A 21,587-nucleotide genomic window follows, 5' to 3' on the forward strand; every position below is an offset into this window, starting at 1 on the left:
ATTCGGGTGCTTTGTCATGACATAGCCCCTACAGTAGCTAGAGCTTCAAGAGAAAAGTTCGGTGGTATTTCCGTTTGTTTTCTTGCTAGACGGTCCGACGACAGCCTCAATCACGGCGTAAGGCATAAAAAGCCGATACGAAGAAAAACAGAAAAGAAAGGAAACTCGATGCAGGTTTTGATGCTGAAGCAAAAAATGATGGTTGCGGTGGCGCTTTTGCTCACGACAGGATGCGCCATCCAGCCGACAGGGCCGGACGACACGGCAGACCAGACGGGCAACGTTCCCGAAGCCGTGGTTGCGATGGCTGCTCCGGATCAGGATGTTGCAACCGCGCGCCTCGTGCCGGAAGACGGCTGCTATTGGTACGAACACAGCGGGCCGGTCGAAACGACGCTGCTGCCGTTGCGCACGGCGAACGGTAATCCGATCTGCGTGGCACGCGAAGCTTGAGGACGCGTCAGACGTTGCATCAACGCGCCTCAGACCTACGCACCACACTCAACTTCGCGCGGTGACACTGTCCTCCGCTGAGTACAAATGTGCCGTCGATTCGATCTCAACGTTGGGATAAAGTTCGTTAATGTGAGCCATGACCATCCGCACGCAACCCGAACTGGCTCGACCGCCGATACTTCTCGGATAGGGCGTGCCGTGTATTCGAAGATAAGTGTCGCGGTCTCCGACGTACAGATAGATGGCTCGTGATCCCAAAGCGTTTTCGGGGCCGGGTTCCATCCCGTCGGCCCATCGTGCGTTTTCCGGATCCCGCTCGATCATGTTCTGGGTCGGTGTCCAATGCGGCCACCTCACCTTGCGTTTGATCGTGTAGACCCCAGGCTCGTATAGGTTGCCCCGGGCAATGGCCACACCGTAGCGCATTGCGGTCCCGCTCTCCTCGATATGATAGAGATACCGCGCGACCGCATCGACATGGATGTCTCCTGGCACGAGCCCGGGTTTCGCAATCACGCGTTGGGGCAAAAAGCGCGGGTGTAGGCCCCAAGGGTTTGACGCGGCCGGATCGAATCCGGGCGGCGTGACTTGCGCGTCCCATTCAGCCTTCTGTGCCTCGGTGGGCCAGGTATCGGCCAACAGGGGGCTGGAAACAGACGCGGAGAATAGCGCCGTTGTTGTTTGAATGAAGTGTCGTCTTGTCAGCATGTCTTACCCTTTCGGTTCCCACCAGCAATCTATGGCAAGAACGGTATCTGTTCACTTTGATTAGATAAGACTTCTAGTGGCTAGAGGTTCAAGGACATATTTTCGTGAACACACACGATCCTTGTGATCCGCAATTTACCATCCGCTACTACGAAAAGATCCGCGCGCCGCCCAGCCTGACCCGGCCTGTTCCCGAGACCACGGTTGCTGCAGAGTCAGATCCTGTCGAAGCTGGCGATGGAGGAGGGCCATATCGCCCGCTTCGCCTGAGCCGCGAACGGCAGTATGGTGAACTTTGACTTGCACGGTGACGGGGGCAAGCAAAGCAGCAACGACAAACAGGGCCGCGCGGTGTCCAAAATACCGGGCGTCTTGCTCGCCGCCTTCACCAGCAATCATAGATGGTGAAGGCACAACCGCACGGAAGCGCCGGCCACAGCGACCTTGCGCACTGGCGAGGAGTATCTCCAACTTCGAGCACCTTGATTGCCAAGGTTCCGGCGGGCTTTGCCTCCTCCTACCGGAACTTTGGCTGACTGGCACGCACCCGTCAGGATACCGAGCGATGACGCTCATCTCTTAGGTCGTGGTGCGCCACATCCGATATCGTCCCTGCCCAGTCACCTCGCGGATCAGGCCTCGCGTTTCCATCCAGGCGAGGTTTCGCTGGACGGCGGCGCGGCTGGCACCGGTCAGGGTCTCGGCCATTGGGGCGGAGACGACGGGCCATTCGGTCAGCACGGCGCGCAATGCTGGTGGTGTCTTCCCAGAGAGCGGGGCCATCATGGTTTCCGCCCGAGCTGACCATGCCTGGATATCGTCGAGGTGTCGCATTGCTGTCAGGCATGCTGTTTCCATTCCCTCGAGCCAACGCTCCAAGCGCTCAGCCGATGGGCCATTGGCGCGCAGCCCCCCTGCCCCGCGTGTAGCCAGAGGCGCAAAGATGGCCCCCCCATTCGAATTCGGGCCTTCGCTGGCGGCAATGCGTGCGGCGGTAACCGCGGCTTCCATCCGGTCGCCCTGTTGCCCGAGGCCCGCAAGGCTCCAGATGTGAAACCCCATGCAGGCGCGTGTGATCGGGTGCAGGTCGGCGGCTTGCGCCATCAGGTCAAGCCAACCGCCCGCGCGATCCGCAAAGGGCTCGGCTTCATCCGCCATGTTTTCAGGGTCACGGCGATCGAGGAAAGCGGACAGGTCCATCTCTGGGCCGGGACCGCCTGTAAGACGCCGCACCGCCCATCCGACACGCGCGAGCGCTGCGGTGTCGTCCTGCACCCCGGACAAGCGCATGGATATCCAAAGCGCCAGCCGATCCGGGCCAATTCGGTCACCCACAAACCAGCTGAGGTCTGCCGCCTCCATCAGCGCGAGCCTGTGCCGCCAGCCCTCCGGGCCACGGTGCAGACGGTCATCCAGCGCGCCAATCCGGCCAGCCACACGGGCGAGATGGGCGGCATTGCCTGCCTCTGCCTTCCGCCAATCGTCGAGGACTGCGGTTTCACGCAGCTCTGCCCTCGGTCCGGGCGGCAGATAATCCGGCTCCACTTCCATCGGACCGGGCAGGAACCACAGGTCGTCCTCAGACGCCTCTTCGAGCCCCTCCGCATCCACTAGAGGGTCGTCAAAAATATCATACTGCGTGGATACTTGAGGCTTCATATGTGCAAAATACGGCACTTTTGCAATTTACCCAAGTGTTTTGTCAGAGTGCGCCTGCATACCTTATATAGCACGCGCGCTCGGTGGTCTGCGAGATTTCTCTGATCGCGCTCAGCGTATGGAAACCAACGGCTTTATGATGAACAGCGCCACAGAGCACGCCCTTGCATCTGTTTACAAACGGTCTTTTATTGGCGCTATATGAAACTGCAAAAAGACTGTTTTGATGCCATTGATAGGCTATGCGCGCGTATCCACAGAGGATCAAACCCCCCTGCCCCAGTCGCAGGCCCTGAAATCTGCGGGTTGCGCCGAAATCTATGAAGAGCACGCCTCAGGCGGCAATCGCGCGCGGCCGGTGCTTGGGCGTGTGCTCGAACGCATCCAGAGTGGCGATACGCTGGTCGTCGTGAGGATCGACCGGCTTGCGCGGTCTCTGTCGCATCTGCTGGAAGTTATCGAGCGGCTGGAGGCCAGGGGTGCGTTCTTTCGCTCGATCCAGGACCCGATCGACACTGGATCCCCGCAGGGCAAGTTCACGCTGCAGGTCTTGGGCGCTGCGGCCGAGTTCGAGCGCGCCCTGATCCGGGAGCGCACCAAGGCCGGCCTCGCCAGTGCGCGCACAAAGGGCCGCGTGGGCGGAAACCCTGGACTGCGGGCCAAAGACCCTGCCGCTCTTCGCAAGGTGCGGCTAGCACGACAAGACGGCTACATGGAGCGTCTGAACGAGACGGCACAAGATTGGGTGCCCCATGTGCGCCGGTTGCGCCCCGACTTGGCCTGGGAAGACGTGGTGCGCATCATCAACGGCCCCTTGCCCGAGGCGCGTCGCTGGACCCAAAGCCGTCTCTTGCGCGCCGTGAAGGCCTATGTCCGCGACGGCTTCCTGCCGGCCGAGGTGCTGGCCCGCGCCGGGCGCCGCGAAACCGACGACCGTCTGCCCGCCATCGTCGCCGGCATCAAGGGCGCGGACCCCGACATCACGCTTCAGGCGATCTGTACCCGGCTGGAAGCGATGCGCGAACGCACACCACGCGGGCGGACAAGCTGGCAGCCTTCTTCGGTCAAGATGCTACTGGAGCGGGCTGAGAGGCTGGGGCTGCTCGATTGAGATTCCCGAGAATCGCCCATCCGATTCTGCCGACTGATTTCTGTACGCACTCACAATACATCTTGTGGTCACTAGGTAGTTGGCAACGAGGTGTTGAAGTAGAGCGAGAGCGCAGTCGCCCAAGACGCTGATTTTTAACAGTTTACGGTCGACAGAAATCGGTGCCTTCAACGCCGCCAGGCCGCTCAACGGTTTGGTCTGGATTTATCCACAATATCTGTTAAGATTTGCAAAACAATAAAGACTTGAGGGCAGTGATGAACGGGATACGGGCCTCCCAGAGATTTGAAGTCATGTCCAAGCGGCTTGGTAGTCGGTTGCGTGAACATGCGCAGGAAACCTTCCCACCGGACGCTCAGAAGGGCCTCCGACGCTTCGCCATGCGGGAAGCGGCTGAACTGCTTCGCATTAATCAGAATACCTTTCGCCATCATGTGTCAAACCTCGAAGGCTTTCCCGAAGGTGTCCTGGAGGGCGGCAACCGCCGTAGCTTCTCTGCAGAGGAGATGGTCGAGGCACAACGCGTACTTCTCGAGACTGGAAGGATCAAGCCAGAAGAACACCCGCACAGAAGACCGGGAGAGGCTTGTCAGGTCTTGACGATCTTCAACCTGAAGGGTGGCTCCGCCAAGACGTCATCTGTTGCCCATGTAGGGCAACTACTGGGTCTGCGCGGCTACCGGGTGTTACTGATCGACCTCGACAGCCAGGCAAGTCTGACAAACCTATTCGGGGTTACTCCCGAGCTGGATCCGGATATGCCGACGTCATACGATCTTATCCGATCCGACGATCCACTGCCCGCAACAGAGATCATTCGCAAAACAAACTTCCCGACCGTGGATCTGATCCCGGCATCCATGGACATCATGGAGTACGAGTTCGAGGTCGCCCTGAGCTTCAGACACGGCGCCACCACGTTCCATAGCCGCATCCGGGAAGCGCTTGAGCCCGTCCTCAACCGATATGATGTGGTAATATTTGACACCCCACCGCAGCTGAACTTCTCTGTGATCTCTGCCCTCTTTGCATCGACCGGGGTCCTGATCCCGCTCAACGCGTCGATGCTCGATGTCATGTCGCTGGCGAGCTTTCTGGGCATGGCGAGCAACCTGATGGGCGTCGTCGAGGCACACGCCCCGGAACATGGACTGAACTTCGTGCGAGTTCTGATCACCCGCTACGAAAATACGGATGGTCCGCAGGTGCAGATTTCGTCTCTGCTTCGGACAGTCCTCGGGGATGCCGTGCTGTCTGCCGAGTTCCTGAAATCAACAGCCGTGGGTGATGCTGCGAACACCCAGCAGAGCATCTTCGAGGTCGAACCTCGCGACGTGAACCGCAGAACTTACGAGCGCGCGATCGAGTCCGTCTCGCGCGTGACCGACGAAGTCGAACGCGAAATCCTGAAAGCATGGGGGCGTAGCCATGGCGCGTAAGGTCTTCGGGGACTCACTCAAGAACGCGATGGGCAAAACGCCGCCTTCAGACGACGATCTGGATGTGAAACGGACGAGCCCGACTGTAGCTCGCGCTCAAGCATCTGTGCTCGAAGAGGATAAACACGCCACGCGGCTGATCGACCCGACCGCCATACGGATGTCCGCGGTCATGGACCGCATCGATCCAAGCGATGGTCTGGATGAGCTTGTCTCATCGATCCGCGAGCACGGTCAAAAGGTTCCAGTGCTGGTTCGCCGAACCGAGGACGGTGCGCTTGAGATCGTCTATGGACGCCGTCGGCTTCTCGCTTGTCGCCAACTTTGTCAGAAAGTGCGCGCTACGGTCATGGAGATGACCGACGAGGAAGCTCTCATTGCCCAAGGCGTAGAGAATAATGCGCGCCAAGATCCATCGTTCATCGAAAGGGCTCTGTTTGTCGCCGGAATCATTCGAGAACTTGGGAAAACCGACGAAACGCGCAAGAACGCTCAAACGATCGCGTATCGGGCACTTCAGATCGATGAATCGCTCGTCTCGCGGATGAACCGTATCGCTACGGGCATCCCGATGGAACTGATCCAGGCTATCGGACCTGCACACGGCGTTGGTCGACGGGTTTGGGAAAGGCTTTTCAGGCTGTGCGAGAAAGACGTCGCGAGAGCCCGAGAAGTTGCCGGCAAAATCCCTCGCAACATACCGGGCCCCGACCGTCTCGAAGCGGCGGTTGCCTTGCTGACAGCCACCAAACCATCGACGCAGAAGACACACCCCAGTGAGCGCGTGAAGATCGGCCGAAAGGGCAACCGTATCACCATCGATGTGGACGCGGATCTTGTCCCTCGTGTTGAGGAGGCAGTCCGGAAGCTGGTCATGGAGCTTCTTGACCGCGGTCAAGACGGGCCAGAGTGACGACCCCCGTGTCTTGACCGCGGTCAAGACATCAAAAGCAACGAGCAGAAAACGAAAGGAGGACCGGCTAGAAAAAGAAAGACCCCCCGAAAGCGATGCTTCCGAAGGGCCTCAATCAGTCTCGACACCTGATTGATAACCCCAAAACGAATCGATTTCAACACCGCTCGCGGTGAACGGGGAAGCTTTTTCTTCCGAAACACCATGAGACATGCAAATGAAACAACAACCGCCCTGGCGGAACGGATATCTCTGCCCTGCCCTAACCCCTATGAGCTTCTGGGCCCAGTTCGCATACTGAGGAAGGAGCTCGGTCTCACAGCCAATGACCTCGCCGTTCTGACCGCGCTCATTAGCTTCCTACCCCACAAAGAACGTGAGATTCAGGACAGCCAGCGACTTACGCTCACTGTCGTGTTCCCATCGAACGCTTCTCTGTCAGAGCGCGCCAATGGACTCGATGAGAGAACAATTCGACGCAGCCTGGGACGCCTCTCAGCTGCTGAACTGATCGAACGCAAGAATTCAGCAAATGGCAAACGCTTTCCGCTGCGGTATGGAGGCGTTATCAGAGATGCCTTCGGTATCGACCTGAAGCCCTTGATCGAGAGGTACGGCTCACTCGCGACACAAGCCTTGCAGCTCACCGAAGAACGCGAGCGCTTGCGCTCACTGAAGGCTGAGGCGTTGGCCCTACGTGCTTCGCTACTCCAACAGACACGCTTCGATGAAGCAAAGCTCTCTACCCTCAACATGATCAGAAATGTCCTGCGTCGAGCAACATTAACCGTTGATGCAGTCCTGAGCGTTATCTCAGAACTTAGAGCCCTCGGAGCCGATACCGACGCAAGCTACGGTGAACACCATGCCGCAGAAAAAGCTGGTTCCGAAGATAATTTACAAGCTATCCAACACCGACCTTATGCACCAGAATCCAACGATCTGCCCGCCACAAACGGACAAAATGTCCGGCACATAGAGTCTATAAAAAAAGATATTAAAAAGATTGCTCCCTCTACGGTCAATCGCGGTGAACAAACCGCAAAAACCAAACCTACGATGAACCGAGACCCAGCACGCATGGCATGGGAGGATTTTACCCATGTTGCAGGATTTTTCCCAGAACCGCCGCGGACAGGAGAAGCCCTTACCCGCATTCTATACGAGCTCGGTCGATTGCTTAGAATAAGCCAAGACGAACTTCGGTATGGCATCCAGAAAGCTGGCGCGGGAAAACTGCTTCTCGTCTTCGACTACCTGATAGCAAGAGCAGACACGATCAAACACCCTGACGCCTATTTCGAAAGGATCCTACGCACACAACTTGCTCTCACGATCGTTCTTGACCGCGGTCAAGAACGATCGTGAGAGGGAAAGGAGTGTTGGTTTGAGGGTGACGGGAAGCGAGATCGGGAGAGTGGCTTCCGGCGCCCGTTGTGGAGAAGATCTGATGACCAAAGCTGTTCGGAAAATCACCCTGTCCCCTTCGCGGGATATCCCTTTTGACAAGCTGGTGCTGAGCCAGTCCAACGTACGGCGCATCAAGGCTGGCGTGTCCGTCGAGGAACTGGCCGAAGACATCGCCCGCCGAGGTCTGTTGCAGAGTTTGAGCGTGCGGCCCGTGTTGGCTGACGATGGGACCGAGACCGGCAAGTTCGAGATCCCGGCCGGAGGCCGCAGGTTTCAAGCATTGTCCTTGCTGGTGAAGCAGAAGCGTTTGGCAAAGACCACACCCATTCCCTGCATCGTCCGCGATGCAGCGTCCGACATCCTGGCCGAGGACGATTCCCTTGCAGAAAACATGCAGCGCGTCGCCTTGCACCCGCTCGATCAGTTCCGCGCGTTTGTGTCCCTGCGTGACAAGGGGCAGAGCGATGCTGAGATTGCTGCCGCCTTCTTCGTGACGCCGCAGACCGTGAAGCAGCGCCTCAAACTTGCCTCGGTCGCCCCTGCCCTGCTTGAGATCTACGCCGAGGATGGCATGACGCTGGAGCAGCTCATGGCCTTCACTGTGAACCCCGATCACGCGCGTCAGGTTCAGGTCTGGGATGTGATCCATTCATCCTGGAACAAGGAGCCATTCCAGATCCGACGCATGCTGACCGAGACCTCGGTCCGGGCGTCAGACCCGCGTGCGGTCTTTGTGGGTGTTGAGGCCTATGAAGCGGCGGGCGGCACGATGCTGCATGACCTGTTCCAAGGCGATGACGGTGGTTGGCTCGAAGACACAGCCCTGCTTGATCGGCTGGTGACGGAAAAACTCCAGGCCGAGGCTGAGACGATTGCAGTTGAGGGCTGGAAGTGGATCGAGGTCGCACTCGACCTGCCCTACGGCTACAGCCACGGTCTGCGGTCCCTGTCCGGCGATCCGGCACCGATGACGGATGACGAAGGTGCGGCCCATGCCAAGCTGCTCGCCGAGTATCGGGCGCTGGAAGAGGAATACGCAGGGCAGGATGAAATCCCCGACGAGGTCGACACGCGGCTTGGCGTGTTGGAAACGGAGATGGAAAAGATCGAGACCCGGCCGTTGATCTTCGATCAGACAGAGATCGGGCGGGCAGGGGCGTTTGTCACGCTCGACCGCTACGGCGCTCTGGCAGTCTATCGCGGCTACGTGCGTCCAGAGGATGAGCCCGTTGACGAGACCGCGGTCCATGATGGTACGGATCCTGCGGCGGCGGTGCAGGGGGATGATCGTGATTTCACCGATGGCCATGGCAGCGCCGCTCATGGCGGAACCGTCTTCATGTCGGGTGGCCAGCCGATCGGAGCTGACTTGCCGGATGATGAGGATGACGGAGCGCTGAAGCCACTGCCCGAGCGGCTCGTCATGGAGCTGACGGCCCACCGGACGCTGGCGCTGCGTGAAGCGATCGGGCGCTCGCCCGACGTGGCGTTGACTCTGCTGCTGCTGAAGCTGGTGACGGACACCTTCCGCACCTCCTCTGCTTCGGGCAGCTGTCTCGAGGCATCCGTGCGTCAGGTCTATATGTCGGCGCAGGCGCCCGATCTCAAGGACAGCGTGGTGGCCAAGCTGGTGGACGAGCGTCACGCGGAATGGGAAGCCGATCTGCCGCTTGGCGACGATGCAGCGCTCTGGGACTATCTGACGGTCCTCGACCAGGGCAGCCGTCTGGCTCTGCTGGCGCATTGCCTCAGCTTCGGCGTCAACGCGCTGCATGAAAAGGTGAATCCCTACGGGGCAGGTATCTCTGCAGGCGGTCTGACCCGGCGTATGGCGCATTCCGATCTCGTGGCGCGTGCCACAGGTCTCGATATGGGCGAGGCGGGATGGGAGCCGACGGTCGACACCTATCTCAACCGCGTGCCCAAGGCCCGCATCCTCGAGGCCGTGCGGGAGGCGAAAGGGGAGGGGACTGCCCAACTCCTCGATCACCTGAAGAAAGGCGAGATGGCTAGTGAGGCCGAGCGCTTGCTGAAGGGCAGCGGCTGGTTGCCCGAGGTCCTGCGTCGGAACGATCTCGTGGCGCTGGACGATGAGGACCATGCCGAAGGGCAGGGGGCGGATGCCGAAGCGGCTGACAGCGTCAGTGAAGCTGACCTTCCTGCATTCCTGACGGATGACCTGCCTGCTCAAGGTGCGTCGATGCTGGCCGCGGAATAGCGTGATCCAGCCGGGGGGCGGAGATTCCGCCCCCAAATCACCCTATAACGTAACAATATCAATAAGATGAGTGCGATTACTCGCATTCGGAATGAGGAATCATGTCTGCAACAACCATCATCGACACCGCCCCCCTCGGGGCGCTTATTCGCTACACTGACGGCAGCCCCAAGCCACCGGCACGCTTCACCAAGAAGCTGGCGGCCTGGGAACGTTCGAACGGCGTCGGCCGTCTTGTGAAAAAGGAACCACCCCGGCCTTACGCGACCTGGACGGCACCCGCGTCGTTCACGCTGCATGAGGGCAACTTCTCCTCGGACGGGGTGATCCTCGTCACCATCATGCGCAGCCATTCGGTTGACAGCGCCGTGGTCTTCGAGGTGGCCGAAGAACCGAAGCCCGGGCAGGTGCGCGTGCTTCTCGACTTCGGCGGCAACACGGAGCTGCTGCATCTGGCGGAGTCCGTCACTGCGGCCGAGCTTTGGATCGCCAAAGAAGGATACCGCAACGCGCGGCTTGAAATCGTTGGCGATGAACAGGGCGAAAGGGCAGGGGGCGCGGACCTGGCCGCCTGAGCCCTGAGAATGCGTGAGGGGCCTCCCCAGGCGGCCTGCCTCGCACCAACCACTTGAACCTTGTCCCGCGCTGTCGCGGGGCACCAGAGGATCCATCCCCCCAATTCGGAAGTCTTCAACTAAGAGCATGGCCGGGACGCTGGCGGCGTTAGAAGCATCAGCGGGACAATTGGCTCCAGTCGTCAGGGCACCATCCCCCTCTCGCCATTCCCTTCCTTGGCCCGAATCCTGTCTTCGAGATCAACCCTCAAGGGGTCGGACTACGGGCAAGCCCGTGCCGCCGGGTGGATTCGGGCGAGCCGAACGCACCCGGTGATGTCAGCCAGTCTTCGGGCCTGCGGGGTCCTGTCGCGCGGGGGATGGTCCCCCGCCTCCAAGACAGGAGCCAAACAGATGTCCCGCAAAGATGCACACGCCTTCGCAGCCTCCCTCGCCGCCACCCTCATGGTCTCGATCGTCGTCTTCCAGGCAGGCGATGGAACCTTCGGCGCCGTCCCCGCCGATGAAATCGACGGCGACGAGGTTCAGGTGTTGGTTGAGATTGACCCGTGGGCTTAGGCCCACGGTTACCTCGGCAGCCTCACGCGGTGGCGCAGACGCGCCTCCTGCCGCGTCGTTGCGCTCTCGCACGGTGCCGGTGAAATATTCGGAACAGTGGACCGCCGATGGCGCAGCGCCAGATGGCCTGAAGCTGTAGAGGTGCCAGTTGCAACGCGACTGCCACAACGCCAAGAATATCGACATGTCCGGGCCGGACCGAAGATTAATTCTATCTTTCGGTGCTGCATGCAGCGTTCGAAGCGGCCTTTGCAATGTCATATGCTTCGATAGTTGAATGACTTAGAATATTCGTAAGAGCTCTTTCCGCCAAAAAAATAAGTGGTTACGCTTCAACTATAAGGCGAAGTATGCAAGCCGATCGACGTACTGCCATCCGGCCAAGGAAAACAAAAAGTGAATCTAAAAGAACTAATTTCGGATGAGCGGACGTCGATTACGGGACAGGGAATCGATAACAGAGCCTATTCGCGGACCCTCCGGCACCTTCGAAGCTACAACTTCTGGGATGGTGTCGACGATGCGCCACACCTCTGGGGGCACCAGCAAGCAGCTATCGCCACGGTCGTTGCCTATCTGCACGGGGACAAGCAGATACCGGAGCGGCCCGAGCACACAGAAGCTGCGCTCCTAAAGCTACCCACCGGCACAGGCAAGTCTGGCATCATTGCGATCCTTGCGCGGTGTCTGCCGGAGGTCCGCCGTGTTCTCGTATTGACGCCACGCACTGCGCTGACTGAGCAACTCCTGGCGGACATCCGTTACCGTTTCTGGTCTCACCTTGGGTATGAGGCAAACGGCTCGGCGCTCTTCACCGCGGAGGCCGACGTGTTCGGCACCACGCTTGACAACGTGTATGTCGAACAATTCTTGCCCAAGAATGTCGGCATGGTGGTGCAGCATCTGGGCGATCAGGCCACTGATCGCGCCATTCTCGTCGGCACCCATCAGGCGCTCGGCGACATCCGCAAGACCGCACATGATCCTGATGATGGCGGTTCGGCAGTTGCAGCAGCTCTTTTAGCGCATATCCGGGACGAGTTTGATCTCGTGATCGTCGATGAAGGTCATTACGAGCCTGCTATCTCGTGGTCACGCGGCGTTCGAGAATTCAATCTGCCGACTCTTCTATTGAGCGCAACGCCTTACAGGAACGACTACAAGTCGTTTCGTGTGCGCGGACGTTATCTCTTCAACTTCCCTTACAGGCAGGCAGTTGACGGGCGTATTATCCGTCCCGCCGATATCATCGTGCCAGAAGGCGACGTCGGACCAGTTGCGCGGGAAGCTGCAATCCCACAGTTTGTCGGCATTCTGCACAGGGAATTGCTTGAGCGCCTGCGGGAGGCCGAACGCTGGTTTTTGAACGGCGTAACGCCAAAAGTCATGGTGCGCGGTGATGACCTTGAGACCCTCACGCTCTTACAGACCGAGATTAACCGCGTCTTCGACACGCAAGCTGTCGTGATCCATGACCGCGCGAAGAAGACGCAGCAGAACCGGGACATGTTCACCAGCGTCGCGTCCGCTCTTCGGTCCCGCCCTGACGCTAAGTTCTGGATTCACCAGAACAAGCTCATGGAGGGGATTGACGATCCGTCATTCGTTGCCGTCGCCATCTTCGATCTCATGGGCAATGCACGGCAACTCGTGCAGCAGATTGGACGTGCGACCAGATATTCGCGGGGTGAGGATGGTGTACCCCAGGCAGGTTGGATTCTTTCCACTCCTGCCAATGCCGAGCGTATTCGGACTACTTGGGAGAGATACCAAGGCTACGAGGATTATGCGGCGCGGAACACCGCGCATATCGTCACGAACGAGGTTACGCTTCCGGACCGCCTGCTCGAATACATGGCCGAGTATCAATATATTGGCGGTGAATTTCGGGGGCGCTTCGAGTTCGAACAGCCACTCGCCGCAGGCGACATCCAGCTTCCCCGAACCGCCGCTGTTCTGAGAACTGCCGCACCGCTTCCCAACATCCGTGTGTTCGCCACGGTGATCGAAGAAGCAATCATGGACAAGGACCGGTTTAAGATTACGCCGATTGAAGGCATGCCGGATGGTTCGATGGGTTTTTCCTACTATGCGTGGCGAAACTCGCCGTACCTGATCGACCGGTTCTTTTCTGAATGGAAGCTTGGGGTCTTCCTTGCTGTCCAACAGGGTGAACTCGTTTTCATGCACGATACAGAAGGCCTTGTGGTGGATATGGATGGCCTAAGCCTCAAACGAGCGGGCAGGTCGGTCATGGAAAAGGCCTTCCCCGAGAGTGACGACAATCCGTCCCGACTTTCCCGCATGTCCTTCTCCTCTCTCGACATGTCCCAACATGCGATCCGGGCAATGGCTCTGCGGACTCGTTCTTTTGCAGATGCTTTTACCGATTTGCTTGATCCTTCGCTCGTTCCTGCAACTGCCGCCGGTTTTGTAAACGGGACCGCCCGGTATGTTGGCTTTAATCGCTCGCGCCTGCGCGATGCTTCGGAGCGCCATGTTTCGGTTGCAGACTATGTTACATGGACTACAGAAATCGCCGCCGAGCTGGCGGATGCCGATCGGGAACGAAGCCATGTCTTTAATCGATATGCTGCCTTGGTCGAAGATATCGATGACCAAGAAGCCCAGCCGGTTTCGATCCTGCTTGACCCATCGCTTGACGACATGCGCGACGACGAGGCCGGTGGTGCGGCCTGGGTTCTCCTTGAGGACATCGATTACTTTGATCTATGTGCCGAGGTAGATGGCGCAACAGGCGGATTCACGATCCAGATCGGCGACGAGGATGTGCCGTGTAGCGTCGAGTTCGTTTCGGAAACCCGCAAATACAGGGTTACCAGCCCAAGGCTGGATGAGCTTGCTCCCGCGCAGGCAGGAGAGGATAGGCGTCAGGCCTTGACGCTCGTACAGCGGCTTAACAAAGGGCAGGCCTTCCGAATTCTCACACAGCGTGACAGCGTCGTGTATTCGGAGGGCAATTTCTACGAACCGAAGATGCAGTGGGTTCATGACGGTGGCGTCAAACCGGTTCTCGAATATATCCACGCATCGCCCACGCTCGATGATGTCCTGACCGAGAAGGGCGACGATCAATACGCCGCAAATCGTGCAAATTGGTACAGGCAATCCATTTTCGGGCTTTTTTCGGTAACATGCGAAGGCCAGCGCGCTGCCAACGGGATCGCGGATGACAAACTTACCGCCGAAATTGAAGCCATACCGGTCTGGTTGTGTGATGACGATAGCCGTGAAGCCGCGGACTTCATAGGTTTTGATCCTGATAACAGGAAGATCGTGTTTGTTCACGCAAAGGTCGGCGATGTGGTGCGGGGCGGCACCGGATATCATGTCGGCGGACTACAGGATGTCGGTCGGCAAGCACTCGCAAGCCTCGGGTTTATCTCGCGCGGACAGCCATCCACGGTCTGGACGCCCGATCGATGGGAAACCGACGTACAGGCTAATCAAGTCAGGCTACATGGTCGTAGCCGCATCTTTCGGAATCCTAACGGTCTCACATCTGCTCAACTCAACGATCTGCTCCACGCGTCGTGTCGAAATCCGTCCTTTGATCGTGAAATCTGGATTGTCGGAGCGAAGATGGCGCGCAGGCAAGCGCTTGTGGAGGGCCTGAACCAAGAGCGTTGGCCGAACCGCCTGCGGCAGTTCCTGATGCATTGGGATGCCATGCAGACGGCCTGTGCCAGAGCAAGCACGCGGCTGAAGTTCTATTGTTCCAATTAGGTGACTCAGCGAAGCAAGTGTTGGATATTTTTATGAGCCGGCATTGAGACGGTTTGCAGCAAATATCGGCAACTCTGAAGGTTTTTCGATGTGGGCCGCGGCACGACATTGGCGGCCAAAGTGAAGCCGCACCTATCATACGCGGCGCCAGGCCCGAATGACTGGGTCGGGCACCGATCCGCCTCGGACTCTTTAGCCACAGGGTTGGTAATCTTTCAGCGAATTTCCAGATCACCAGCCGTTGTGCCAGCAGCCAGCGCGTCTACGAACCACTGCGGTTTACGCCCGCGACCAGACCAGGTGACGGCCGGGTTCTCAGGGTGCTGGTATTTTGGTGCGACTGGAGCGCGCTTGGTCTTGCTATCTGTCCCGACGAGTTCGGCCAGTGAATAGCCCAGATCCCGGGCGACAGCTTCTACCTTGGCGCGGGCTTCCGCCTTCTGCCGATCCTCGAATGTGGCAATCGCCTTGGCGACGTCCTTCTGCATTTTCTTCAGCTCGCCGAGCGACAGTGGCTCGAGATCGCAATCAGCCATTTGTGCGGTCCGTGTCCTGAATGTCCCGGTATCGATAGCCCGTCGATGCAGGGCGCCGCAACTCCCGGAAGGCTGGGGCAGGGGTGGCAAAGGCTGGTGACCGTCGTTTTGCCGCCAGGCAGGTGCTGAACTTGGGGTCAGGCGGTCTCGATTGGCCGGGTGACGGGTTCTGGCATGGGCTCCCCGCGCATCTCTGTCTCCCGGGCCATCCCTTCGACTGACAATCCCCTAATCCCGTTCGGGCTCTCGCGCGCAACCCCGCGTCAGTCCGGGCCGAGTTGCCCCTTTGGGGCTGCCCGCTCCACCCCGGTCCTCTGGGGGTTTCCGGCGTCCATGCTGTCCACCGTGCACGCGTCGCCCGACGGGCTTTTTCCGGGTCTTGTCGAAGGGACGGTCCCGAAGACAGGACACACAGGAGCTTATCATGCAGAACATCGTCATCCTCGCCGGCAACATCGGTCAGACCCCCGAAACCCGCACCACCCAGGGCGGCACCAACATCACCAACTTCAGCCTCGCCACCTCGCGCCCCCGCCTCTCGGAAGGTCGCGTCCTGCGCGACGAGAACGGCTACCGGGTCATGGACACTGAATGGCACCGCATCACCTGCTTCAACGGTCTCGGCAAGACGGTCGCAGAGCATTGCGAAAAGGGCATGAAGGTCCTCGTCCACGGCCGCATCCACTACACCAAGTGGATCGACAGCATGGGCAACGACCGCTACGGCTGCGAGATCATCGCCGAGAAGGTCGACTTCCTGAGCCGCCCGAAGTCGGCCGAGAACGAAAACCCCCAGCTGGTCGACCGCGACGACGAGATCCCGTTCTGAGAACGGGGTCTTCCCCTTAGGCCCGGCGGGGAAACCCGCCGGGATTGGCCAATCTTGGCTCAAACCGGTCTGGCGCCTCTACAAATTGACCTCTAGCGACCTGCCGCTGACGCAACTTACAACATTTCCAAGATTGAAAGTTTGCATCGCGGGTTTCCGTAGATCGATGTTCAACAAACTTAGGAGTTCCTCATCTGTGTATATGCCATTAGAGTTATCCACAAAAAGAGATGGAGCAGGATGGCACAGAAATCTGAAATCGAATGGACGGATGCGACATGGAATCCTGTGACGGGATGCACGAAGGTCGGTCCCGGCTGCGAACATTGCTACGCAGAAAGGTTCGCTGAACGCTGGCGCGGTATTCAAGGACATCCATACGAACAAGGTTTCGACTTGCGCCTATGGCCGTCACGCCTTGGGCAGCTCGCACAGTGGAAGAAGCCGCGAATGATCTTCGTCAACTCGATGAGCGACCTGTTCCACAAGGATATTCCGCGTGAGTTCATCGACCACGTGTTCGATGCGATGGAGGCCGCCGACTGGCATGTCTATCAAGTCCTGACCAAGCGCTCATCACTGATGCGCAACTACGTGCGCCGCCGCTACAACGGTGGGCGAGTGCCGTCGCATATCTGGCTTGGCGTGTCCGTCGAGGATGCCGCACACAAAGGGCGGATTGAACACCTTCGGCAGATCAACTCGGATGCGCGCTTCATCTCATTCGAACCGCTGCTAGGCCCGATTGGCGAGGTCGATCTGACAAGTGTTGCTTGGGCGATTGTCGGCGGCGAAAGTGGGCCCGGCGCTCGTCCGATGGAAGCGGCGTGGGCGACCGAATTGCGCGTTGCCTGTGAGCGATACGAAGTTGCTTTCTTCTTCAAACAGTGGGGCGGTGCGCGGCCGAAATCCGGCGGTCGTCTGCTCGAAGGCGAAGAATGGAACGGGTTCCCGTGGCAAATCGTGCCGAAGGCGATCATGGCCGAATTGCAATAGCGAGAGACACGTATGGAAGCAGATTTAGACCTTTACCGCGACCGCGAACAATCATTCATTAAGCACCAGTTCCTGACGAAATACCTCCAAGCAGCGGCATACAAGACGCTGCAAGGCCATTCTCCTACATTCAATTTCGTAGATGCCTTTGCCGGACCTTGGCGCATATCTGATGACGCTAAGTATTCAGATGCGTCGTTCGATCAGGCAATCAACACTTTGGAAGCTGTTCGCGCTGATCTAGAAAAGCGCGGCGTCGGTGGACTGAAAATTCGCTTCTGTTTCTGCGAACAGCGTCCAGAAGCGGTTGCGCGCCTTCGGGAGTACGCTGCTTCGAAAGGGCGGTTCGAGATACACGTTTTCGAAGGTGCATTCGAAGACAACCTCAATGCGATCGCCGCCAAACTGACTGACGGTTTCACGTTCACCTTCATTGACCCGACCGGATGGAACATTCGTAACGAAGAGGTGTTCCGCTTCCTGCGTGAACAGAATGGCGAGTTCATGCTGAATTTCATGTCGGACCACATCAACCGACATGCTGAATATCACGAGGTTGAGGCGTCCTTCGGGCGGTTCCTAGCGGACGCGGCATGGGCTGATGAGTTCGCGCACCTACCCGCCGGCTGGAGCAACGAGCAGAAGATGCTGTACCTGATGAAGGCCGCGATGCGCTCGAACAAAGTGGCATCATATCTACCCGATTTCTCGATCATGGTGCCGAGGCGCGAGCGAGTGAAGATGCGTCTAATACTCGGTACGCAGAGCCCGTCCGGGTTGGAAGTATTCCGCGACGTTCAAGAGAAGGTCGAGAAGCAGGAACTAGTGATGCGTCACAACCTCCGCGAAGGTGACAGCCCGCAAGTCAGCTTGTTCTCTTCTGCCGACATGGCAGCGATCCAGCAGGAACAGAAAGGCGTCGGGTGCAAAGCGAATAGAAAACGGGCTGAGGAGATAATCGTGAGTTTCCTGAAAGGCCGAATGCGGGCATTTCCTGGCCCGATGTTCAATCAGGCGATGGAGGAAGTTCCAATTCGCCGCAAGCATCTGAACAGTGTCCTTTTGGATATGCGGGAGCGGGGCGTCATCAATTTCGAACTTCCGCCGAGAAAGCGAGTTCCCCAGCCGGATACCGCAATCTTCTTGGTCTGAAAGACCTAAAGCCACGAATAGCGGCTCGCGCCAAGCGCAAGCTGGCCTTCGCATGTTCATCAGACGCCCACCCTCTTCCCAAACCGATTTAGAGTGAGAGAAAGGCTGGTTGCTTTCGCGACAGGTTAAAGGCTGGGAGAGTGGCTTCTGGCGCCTGTCACGGAGGAATACCGATGGGTGTTGTGGAAGTTCTGGATCCGGTCGCACCGGCGCGGGCGGGTGGCTGGAAAGTGGATGTGAGCCGGGGTGAGCGGAACGGGCGGGTGTCGTCCGAATGGTTCAACCGGCCGGATGACGAGCGGTATCTGTCGCTCGATGATCTCTGGGCCAATGTGAAAGGCCGGTCGGAGCGCAGCCGTAGCCGCGTGGTGCAGACGGCGGATATCCGGGTCGAGGCCGCTCGCGACAATCCCGAGCGGTTGCACCTGATGTTGCCGAAGGCGCAAGAACCGGTCGCGCCCACGCATTGGGCCTTCGGCCAGCTTGCCAGCATCGTCGGCGCGCCGGCCTCCTACCTGCGGCAGCTGCCTGCGCCGCTGGCGGGCATCAACCTGCAATATGGTCTGACCAACCACCGCGCCGAACAGGTCAAAACCTTCGAGACCGAAGACGGCCGCATCGAACTGCGCGCCGTGACGGGCCCCGACTATGGCCGCATCCACGATTTCGAACTGGTCGAGGCGGTGCAGCGCATTGCGGGCAATGGCACCGGCGAAACGCGCTGGAAGGTGCCGGGCGTGCTGGACTGGTCGACAGGAGTCTACAACCCCGATGTCGAAATCAGCCGCGACACGACCACGCTCTATGCCTCGGATCGCGATGTCTTCCTGTTCCTGGTCGATGATCGCAACCCGATCGAGGCGGGCAAGCTGCCGGACGGCTCCCCCGATCTCTACTTTCGGGGCTTCTACTGCTGGAACTCGGAGGTGGGAGCCAAGACCCTTGGCATGGCGAGCTTCTACCTGCGGGCCGTGTGCCAGAACAGGAATCTGTGGGGCGTCGAGGATTTCCAGGAGATTCGCATCCGGCATTCGAAATACGCCGCCTCGCGCTTTGCCCATGAGGCGGCCCCGGCGCTGACGCGCTTCGCCAATTCCTCGCCGCAGGGGTTCGTGAATGGCATCAAGGCCGCGCGGCAGCAGATCGTGGCGCGCAGCGAGGAGGATCGCGCGGATTTCCTGCGCAAGCGGGGCTTCTCGAAGGCGGAGTCCGGCAAGATCATCGAGAAGGTGCTGATGGAAGAGGGCCGCCCGCCGGAAAGCATCTTCGACTTCGTGCAGGGCATCACGCGGCTTGCGCGCGACAAGACCCAGCAGGATGCCCGCCTCGACATGGAAGGGCGCGCCAAGAAGCTCCTCGACCGGGTCGGCTGACGCCAGGCTCGACAACGCGACCGCCTGCATCGGCGGCGGTCGCGCTTTCCCCTTCCAAATGCATGCTACTGGCCCCACCCGAGAGGGCAGGGGGGCTTCGGCCTGCGCATTTCAGCGAGACCCGCATGACACCCCAGGAAGAAACTATCGTCCTCGAGGCCCGTGACATCCTCGGCCGCTACCTCAGCCAAAACCCAGTCATCGGCAGCTGGCAGGCGCTGATGGACTATTGCGCGCTCACCGTCCGTGGCCCGATCGAGCGATTCCATGTCCTCTATCTCGACCGCAAGAACCGCATCATCTCCGATGAGCTTTTCTCGACCGGCACAGTCGATCATGTCCCCGTCTATCCGCGCGAGGTGATCAAGCGGGCCCTGATCCTGATCCACAACCACCCGTCGGGTGATCCGACGCCGTCCGAGGCTGATCTCAGCATGACCAAGGAGATCCAGAAGGGCTGCAAGTATCTCGGCCTGACGCTGCATGACCACATCATCGTGGGTGCCGGAACGGAGCTGAGCCTGCGGGCCCTCGGCAAGCTCTGATGGTGCCAGCAGACCTGCCGCCGCCCCTTCGAGGAAGAGGGCGGCGGTTTGGTCTGTGACGGATGAGGCGGGGAGAGTGGCTTCCTGCGCCGTTGGAGATATTGCCATGTTTGACCTTCCCCTGCCGAACCAGTCGGGCCCGCGCCCGATGGGTCCTGTCGCAAATGGTGGGACTATCGCTTCTGATCCCAGCCTGCCTTTCGCGCTGACGCGTATGCACCGGACGCCTGCAGCCCTGATGTCGGGCACCGCTTCCCCCGTGGTCGTTGAGCGTTTTGCGACGCTGGCCGATGCCATGCAGGGCGCGTGTGAACTTGCGGAGGACTACGGCCTCGATCCAGCGCCGCAGTTTCTGGCCATCCTTGATTACGACCAGCGCCTGGTTCTTGCCGGGGCCGCCAGTCATGGCGCTGTGGCTTGGTGCCACCCTGTCGCCAATGCTCTTGAGGCGCGGGCCGTTGTGACCGAGGCGGTTCAACTTCGCGCCCAGGCTGGCCGTGCCACTGACTGGCACGAGCCTGAACTGGCGCAGCGGCTGCGTCACCGTGCCGATCTGCTGGATGCCCGCCTTGTCGACCCGCTCTGGCGCGCTTTTGCCGCCCGCGCGCTGCAGATCGCGGCGTGACGCCCGAGAGACAGAGGAGGGATGGGAAGGGTTTGAGCCTTCGGGGGGCAGAAGATTGCGTCACCCGGAGGGTCTGACCTGTCCTCAATGAACGGAGATATCCATGACACAGACTGAACCCACTCTGGCCGCGCCACTGCGGCCTTCCACCGTCGATTTCGGGGCGATCCTTGCCGCACATGCCGAACGCACCGCCCGGACCCTCGCCCTGCGCCCCGGCAACAAGGACCGCCTGTTCGATGGCCTCATGGCCGCCGGCATCACTCATGTCACCGTGACTTTCGACGGGGCCGGTGACAGCGGCCAGATCGAAAGCATTGGCGCCTGGGCGGGCGAGACGGCTGTCGATTTTCCCGCAACCGAAATCCCCTATGCCGCGCTGACCTGGGATGACCCCGAGGTCGAGATGCGGCAGCTCTCGCTGGAGGATGTCGTCGAGCAGCTCACCTACGACTTCCTCTCCGACACCCATGGCGGTTGGGAAAACAACGACGGCGCTTACGGCGAGTTCTGCTTCGACGCCGCGGCCCGCTGCATCCATCTCGAGTTCAACGAGCGCTTCACCTCGTCCGAACTCTACACGCACGATTTCTGAGGGGGCGGCGATGGCACATCCCTATCACCACGCTCTGTCCTCGGTGAAGAAATGGGGCGGCACGGTCGATGATTTCATCGCGGTGCATAAATGGTTCGATGTTATCCGGACAATCAAGCTGTTTTTGTTCTCCCGGTCGGGG

Annotated in this window: 20 protein-coding genes and 1 pseudogene; 18 read left to right on the top strand and 3 right to left on the bottom strand. The window is 59.5% G+C overall.

Annotated features, from left to right (window positions below):
* Positions 1–168: 168 nt before the first annotated feature.
* Positions 169–453: a hypothetical protein gene (locus tag ACSHXH_RS15530; RefSeq protein WP_092465194.1), complete on the top strand. Its 285-nt coding sequence runs from the start codon at positions 169–171 to the stop codon at positions 451–453.
* 48 nt (positions 454–501) lie between these two features.
* Here the strand turns inward: ACSHXH_RS15530 and ACSHXH_RS15535 are convergent, their stop codons facing one another.
* Positions 502–1,164 carry a L,D-transpeptidase gene (locus tag ACSHXH_RS15535; protein ID WP_435672708.1) on the bottom strand — a complete coding sequence of 221 codons (663 nt, stop codon included), beginning with the start codon at positions 1,162–1,164 and terminating at the stop codon, positions 502–504.
* A gap of 104 nt (positions 1,165–1,268) precedes the next feature.
* Here ACSHXH_RS15535 and ACSHXH_RS15540 point away from each other — a divergent pair, with 104 nt between their 5' ends.
* Entirely contained in the window at positions 1,269–1,463 is a 195-nt protein-coding gene (locus tag ACSHXH_RS15540; protein ID WP_435672709.1) for a hypothetical protein, read from the top strand.
* Positions 1,464–1,743: 280 nt separating this feature from the next.
* Here ACSHXH_RS15540 and ACSHXH_RS15545 read toward each other — a convergent pair whose 3' ends face one another.
* A complete protein-coding gene (locus tag ACSHXH_RS15545) occupies positions 1,744–2,823 on the bottom strand; it encodes a hypothetical protein (RefSeq protein ID WP_435672710.1) in 1,080 nt (359 codons plus the stop codon).
* Between the two features lie 226 nt (positions 2,824–3,049).
* Between ACSHXH_RS15545 and ACSHXH_RS15550 the strand changes: the two genes are divergently transcribed.
* From ACSHXH_RS15550 to ACSHXH_RS15585, 8 genes are all read left to right on the top strand, one after another.
* Entirely contained in the window at positions 3,050–3,934 is an 885-nt protein-coding gene (locus tag ACSHXH_RS15550; RefSeq protein WP_219519673.1) for a recombinase family protein, read from the top strand.
* A 257-nt stretch (positions 3,935–4,191) separates the two neighbouring features.
* Complete coding sequence (repA, locus tag ACSHXH_RS15555) at positions 4,192–5,373, top strand: plasmid partitioning protein RepA (RefSeq protein WP_052115433.1); 1,182 nt, start codon at positions 4,192–4,194, stop codon at positions 5,371–5,373.
* On the top strand, positions 5,363–6,286 hold the full coding sequence (locus ACSHXH_RS15560; RefSeq protein WP_435672711.1) for a ParB/RepB/Spo0J family partition protein: 924 nt from the start codon (positions 5,363–5,365) through the stop codon (positions 6,284–6,286). Before repA ends, ACSHXH_RS15560 begins: the two co-directional genes overlap by 11 nt.
* Positions 6,287–6,490: 204 nt before the next feature.
* Positions 6,491–7,654: a helix-turn-helix domain-containing protein gene (locus ACSHXH_RS15565; protein ID WP_435672712.1), complete on the top strand. Its 1,164-nt coding sequence runs from the start codon at positions 6,491–6,493 to the stop codon at positions 7,652–7,654.
* 82 nt (positions 7,655–7,736) lie between these two features.
* Positions 7,737–9,914: a ParB/RepB/Spo0J family partition protein gene (locus ACSHXH_RS15570; RefSeq protein WP_435672713.1), complete on the top strand. Its 2,178-nt coding sequence runs from the start codon at positions 7,737–7,739 to the stop codon at positions 9,912–9,914.
* Positions 9,915–10,015: 101 nt separating this feature from the next.
* On the top strand, positions 10,016–10,489 hold the full coding sequence (locus tag ACSHXH_RS15575) for a hypothetical protein (protein ID WP_435672714.1): 474 nt from the start codon (positions 10,016–10,018) through the stop codon (positions 10,487–10,489).
* Positions 10,490–10,882: 393 nt separating this feature from the next.
* Positions 10,883–11,047: a hypothetical protein gene (locus ACSHXH_RS15580; RefSeq protein WP_165375273.1), complete on the top strand. Its 165-nt coding sequence runs from the start codon at positions 10,883–10,885 to the stop codon at positions 11,045–11,047.
* Between the two features lie 396 nt (positions 11,048–11,443).
* Positions 11,444–14,794: a DEAD/DEAH box helicase gene (locus ACSHXH_RS15585; RefSeq protein WP_435672715.1), complete on the top strand. Its 3,351-nt coding sequence runs from the start codon at positions 11,444–11,446 to the stop codon at positions 14,792–14,794.
* A gap of 215 nt (positions 14,795–15,009) precedes the next feature.
* On the opposite strand, the gene ACSHXH_RS15590 is transcribed toward ACSHXH_RS15585, so the two are convergent.
* Entirely contained in the window at positions 15,010–15,330 is a 321-nt protein-coding gene (locus ACSHXH_RS15590) for an H-NS histone family protein (protein ID WP_209273916.1), read from the bottom strand.
* Between the two features lie 424 nt (positions 15,331–15,754).
* Between ACSHXH_RS15590 and ACSHXH_RS15595 the strand changes: the two genes are divergently transcribed.
* The 8 genes and pseudogenes from ACSHXH_RS15595 to ACSHXH_RS15630 all read left to right on the top strand — a co-directional run.
* Complete coding sequence (locus ACSHXH_RS15595; RefSeq protein ID WP_435672716.1) at positions 15,755–16,159, top strand: single-stranded DNA-binding protein; 405 nt, start codon at positions 15,755–15,757, stop codon at positions 16,157–16,159.
* A 240-nt stretch (positions 16,160–16,399) separates the two neighbouring features.
* A complete protein-coding gene (locus tag ACSHXH_RS15600; RefSeq protein WP_111550035.1) occupies positions 16,400–17,155 on the top strand; it encodes a DUF5131 family protein in 756 nt (251 codons plus the stop codon).
* Positions 17,156–17,167: 12 nt separating this feature from the next.
* On the top strand, positions 17,168–18,307 hold the full coding sequence (gene tcmP / locus ACSHXH_RS15605; RefSeq protein ID WP_435672717.1) for a three-Cys-motif partner protein TcmP: 1,140 nt from the start codon (positions 17,168–17,170) through the stop codon (positions 18,305–18,307).
* A 173-nt stretch (positions 18,308–18,480) separates the two neighbouring features.
* Positions 18,481–19,680, top strand: coding sequence for a DUF932 domain-containing protein (locus tag ACSHXH_RS15610; protein WP_435672718.1), 1,200 nt, complete (start codon positions 18,481–18,483; stop codon positions 19,678–19,680).
* A gap of 125 nt (positions 19,681–19,805) precedes the next feature.
* A complete protein-coding gene (locus ACSHXH_RS15615; protein WP_435672719.1) occupies positions 19,806–20,225 on the top strand; it encodes a JAB domain-containing protein in 420 nt (139 codons plus the stop codon).
* Between the two features lie 106 nt (positions 20,226–20,331).
* Entirely contained in the window at positions 20,332–20,850 is a 519-nt protein-coding gene (locus tag ACSHXH_RS15620; RefSeq protein WP_435672720.1) for a DNA repair protein RadC, read from the top strand.
* A gap of 103 nt (positions 20,851–20,953) precedes the next feature.
* A complete protein-coding gene (locus ACSHXH_RS15625; RefSeq protein ID WP_067297133.1) occupies positions 20,954–21,445 on the top strand; it encodes a DUF6878 family protein in 492 nt (163 codons plus the stop codon).
* Between the two features lie 10 nt (positions 21,446–21,455).
* Positions 21,456–21,560: pseudogene (locus tag ACSHXH_RS15630) on the top strand (DUF6915 family protein); the annotation flags it as partial.
* Between the last annotated feature and the right edge of the window lie 27 nt (positions 21,561–21,587).

Origin of the sequence: Marivita sp. (assembly GCF_051251565.1) — a bacterium.
Lineage (GTDB): Bacteria > Pseudomonadota > Alphaproteobacteria > Rhodobacterales > Rhodobacteraceae > Marivita.

Coding starts and splice junctions, on each gene's coding strand:
- ACSHXH_RS15530 (WP_092465194.1), top strand. CDS start 169: ATGCAGGTTTTGATGCTGAAGCAAAAAATGATGGTTGCGGTGGCGCTT.
- ACSHXH_RS15560 (WP_435672711.1), top strand. CDS start 5,363: ATGGCGCGTAAGGTCTTCGGGGACTCACTCAAGAACGCGATGGGCAAA.
- ACSHXH_RS15590 (WP_209273916.1), bottom strand. CDS start 15,330: ATGGCTGATTGCGATCTCGAGCCACTGTCGCTCGGCGAGCTGAAGAAA.
- ACSHXH_RS15550 (WP_219519673.1), top strand. CDS start 3,050: ATGCCATTGATAGGCTATGCGCGCGTATCCACAGAGGATCAAACCCCC.
- ACSHXH_RS15595 (WP_435672716.1), top strand. CDS start 15,755: ATGCAGAACATCGTCATCCTCGCCGGCAACATCGGTCAGACCCCCGAA.
- ACSHXH_RS15545 (WP_435672710.1), bottom strand. CDS start 2,823: ATGAAGCCTCAAGTATCCACGCAGTATGATATTTTTGACGACCCTCTA.
- ACSHXH_RS15620 (WP_435672720.1), top strand. CDS start 20,332: ATGTTTGACCTTCCCCTGCCGAACCAGTCGGGCCCGCGCCCGATGGGT.
- ACSHXH_RS15580 (WP_165375273.1), top strand. CDS start 10,883: ATGTCCCGCAAAGATGCACACGCCTTCGCAGCCTCCCTCGCCGCCACC.
- repA (WP_052115433.1), top strand. CDS start 4,192: ATGAACGGGATACGGGCCTCCCAGAGATTTGAAGTCATGTCCAAGCGG.
- ACSHXH_RS15610 (WP_435672718.1), top strand. CDS start 18,481: ATGGGTGTTGTGGAAGTTCTGGATCCGGTCGCACCGGCGCGGGCGGGT.
- ACSHXH_RS15565 (WP_435672712.1), top strand. CDS start 6,491: ATGAGACATGCAAATGAAACAACAACCGCCCTGGCGGAACGGATATCT.
- ACSHXH_RS15570 (WP_435672713.1), top strand. CDS start 7,737: ATGACCAAAGCTGTTCGGAAAATCACCCTGTCCCCTTCGCGGGATATC.
- tcmP (WP_435672717.1), top strand. CDS start 17,168: ATGGAAGCAGATTTAGACCTTTACCGCGACCGCGAACAATCATTCATT.
- ACSHXH_RS15625 (WP_067297133.1), top strand. CDS start 20,954: ATGACACAGACTGAACCCACTCTGGCCGCGCCACTGCGGCCTTCCACC.
- ACSHXH_RS15615 (WP_435672719.1), top strand. CDS start 19,806: ATGACACCCCAGGAAGAAACTATCGTCCTCGAGGCCCGTGACATCCTC.
- ACSHXH_RS15575 (WP_435672714.1), top strand. CDS start 10,016: ATGTCTGCAACAACCATCATCGACACCGCCCCCCTCGGGGCGCTTATT.
- ACSHXH_RS15535 (WP_435672708.1), bottom strand. CDS start 1,164: ATGCTGACAAGACGACACTTCATTCAAACAACAACGGCGCTATTCTCC.
- ACSHXH_RS15600 (WP_111550035.1), top strand. CDS start 16,400: ATGGCACAGAAATCTGAAATCGAATGGACGGATGCGACATGGAATCCT.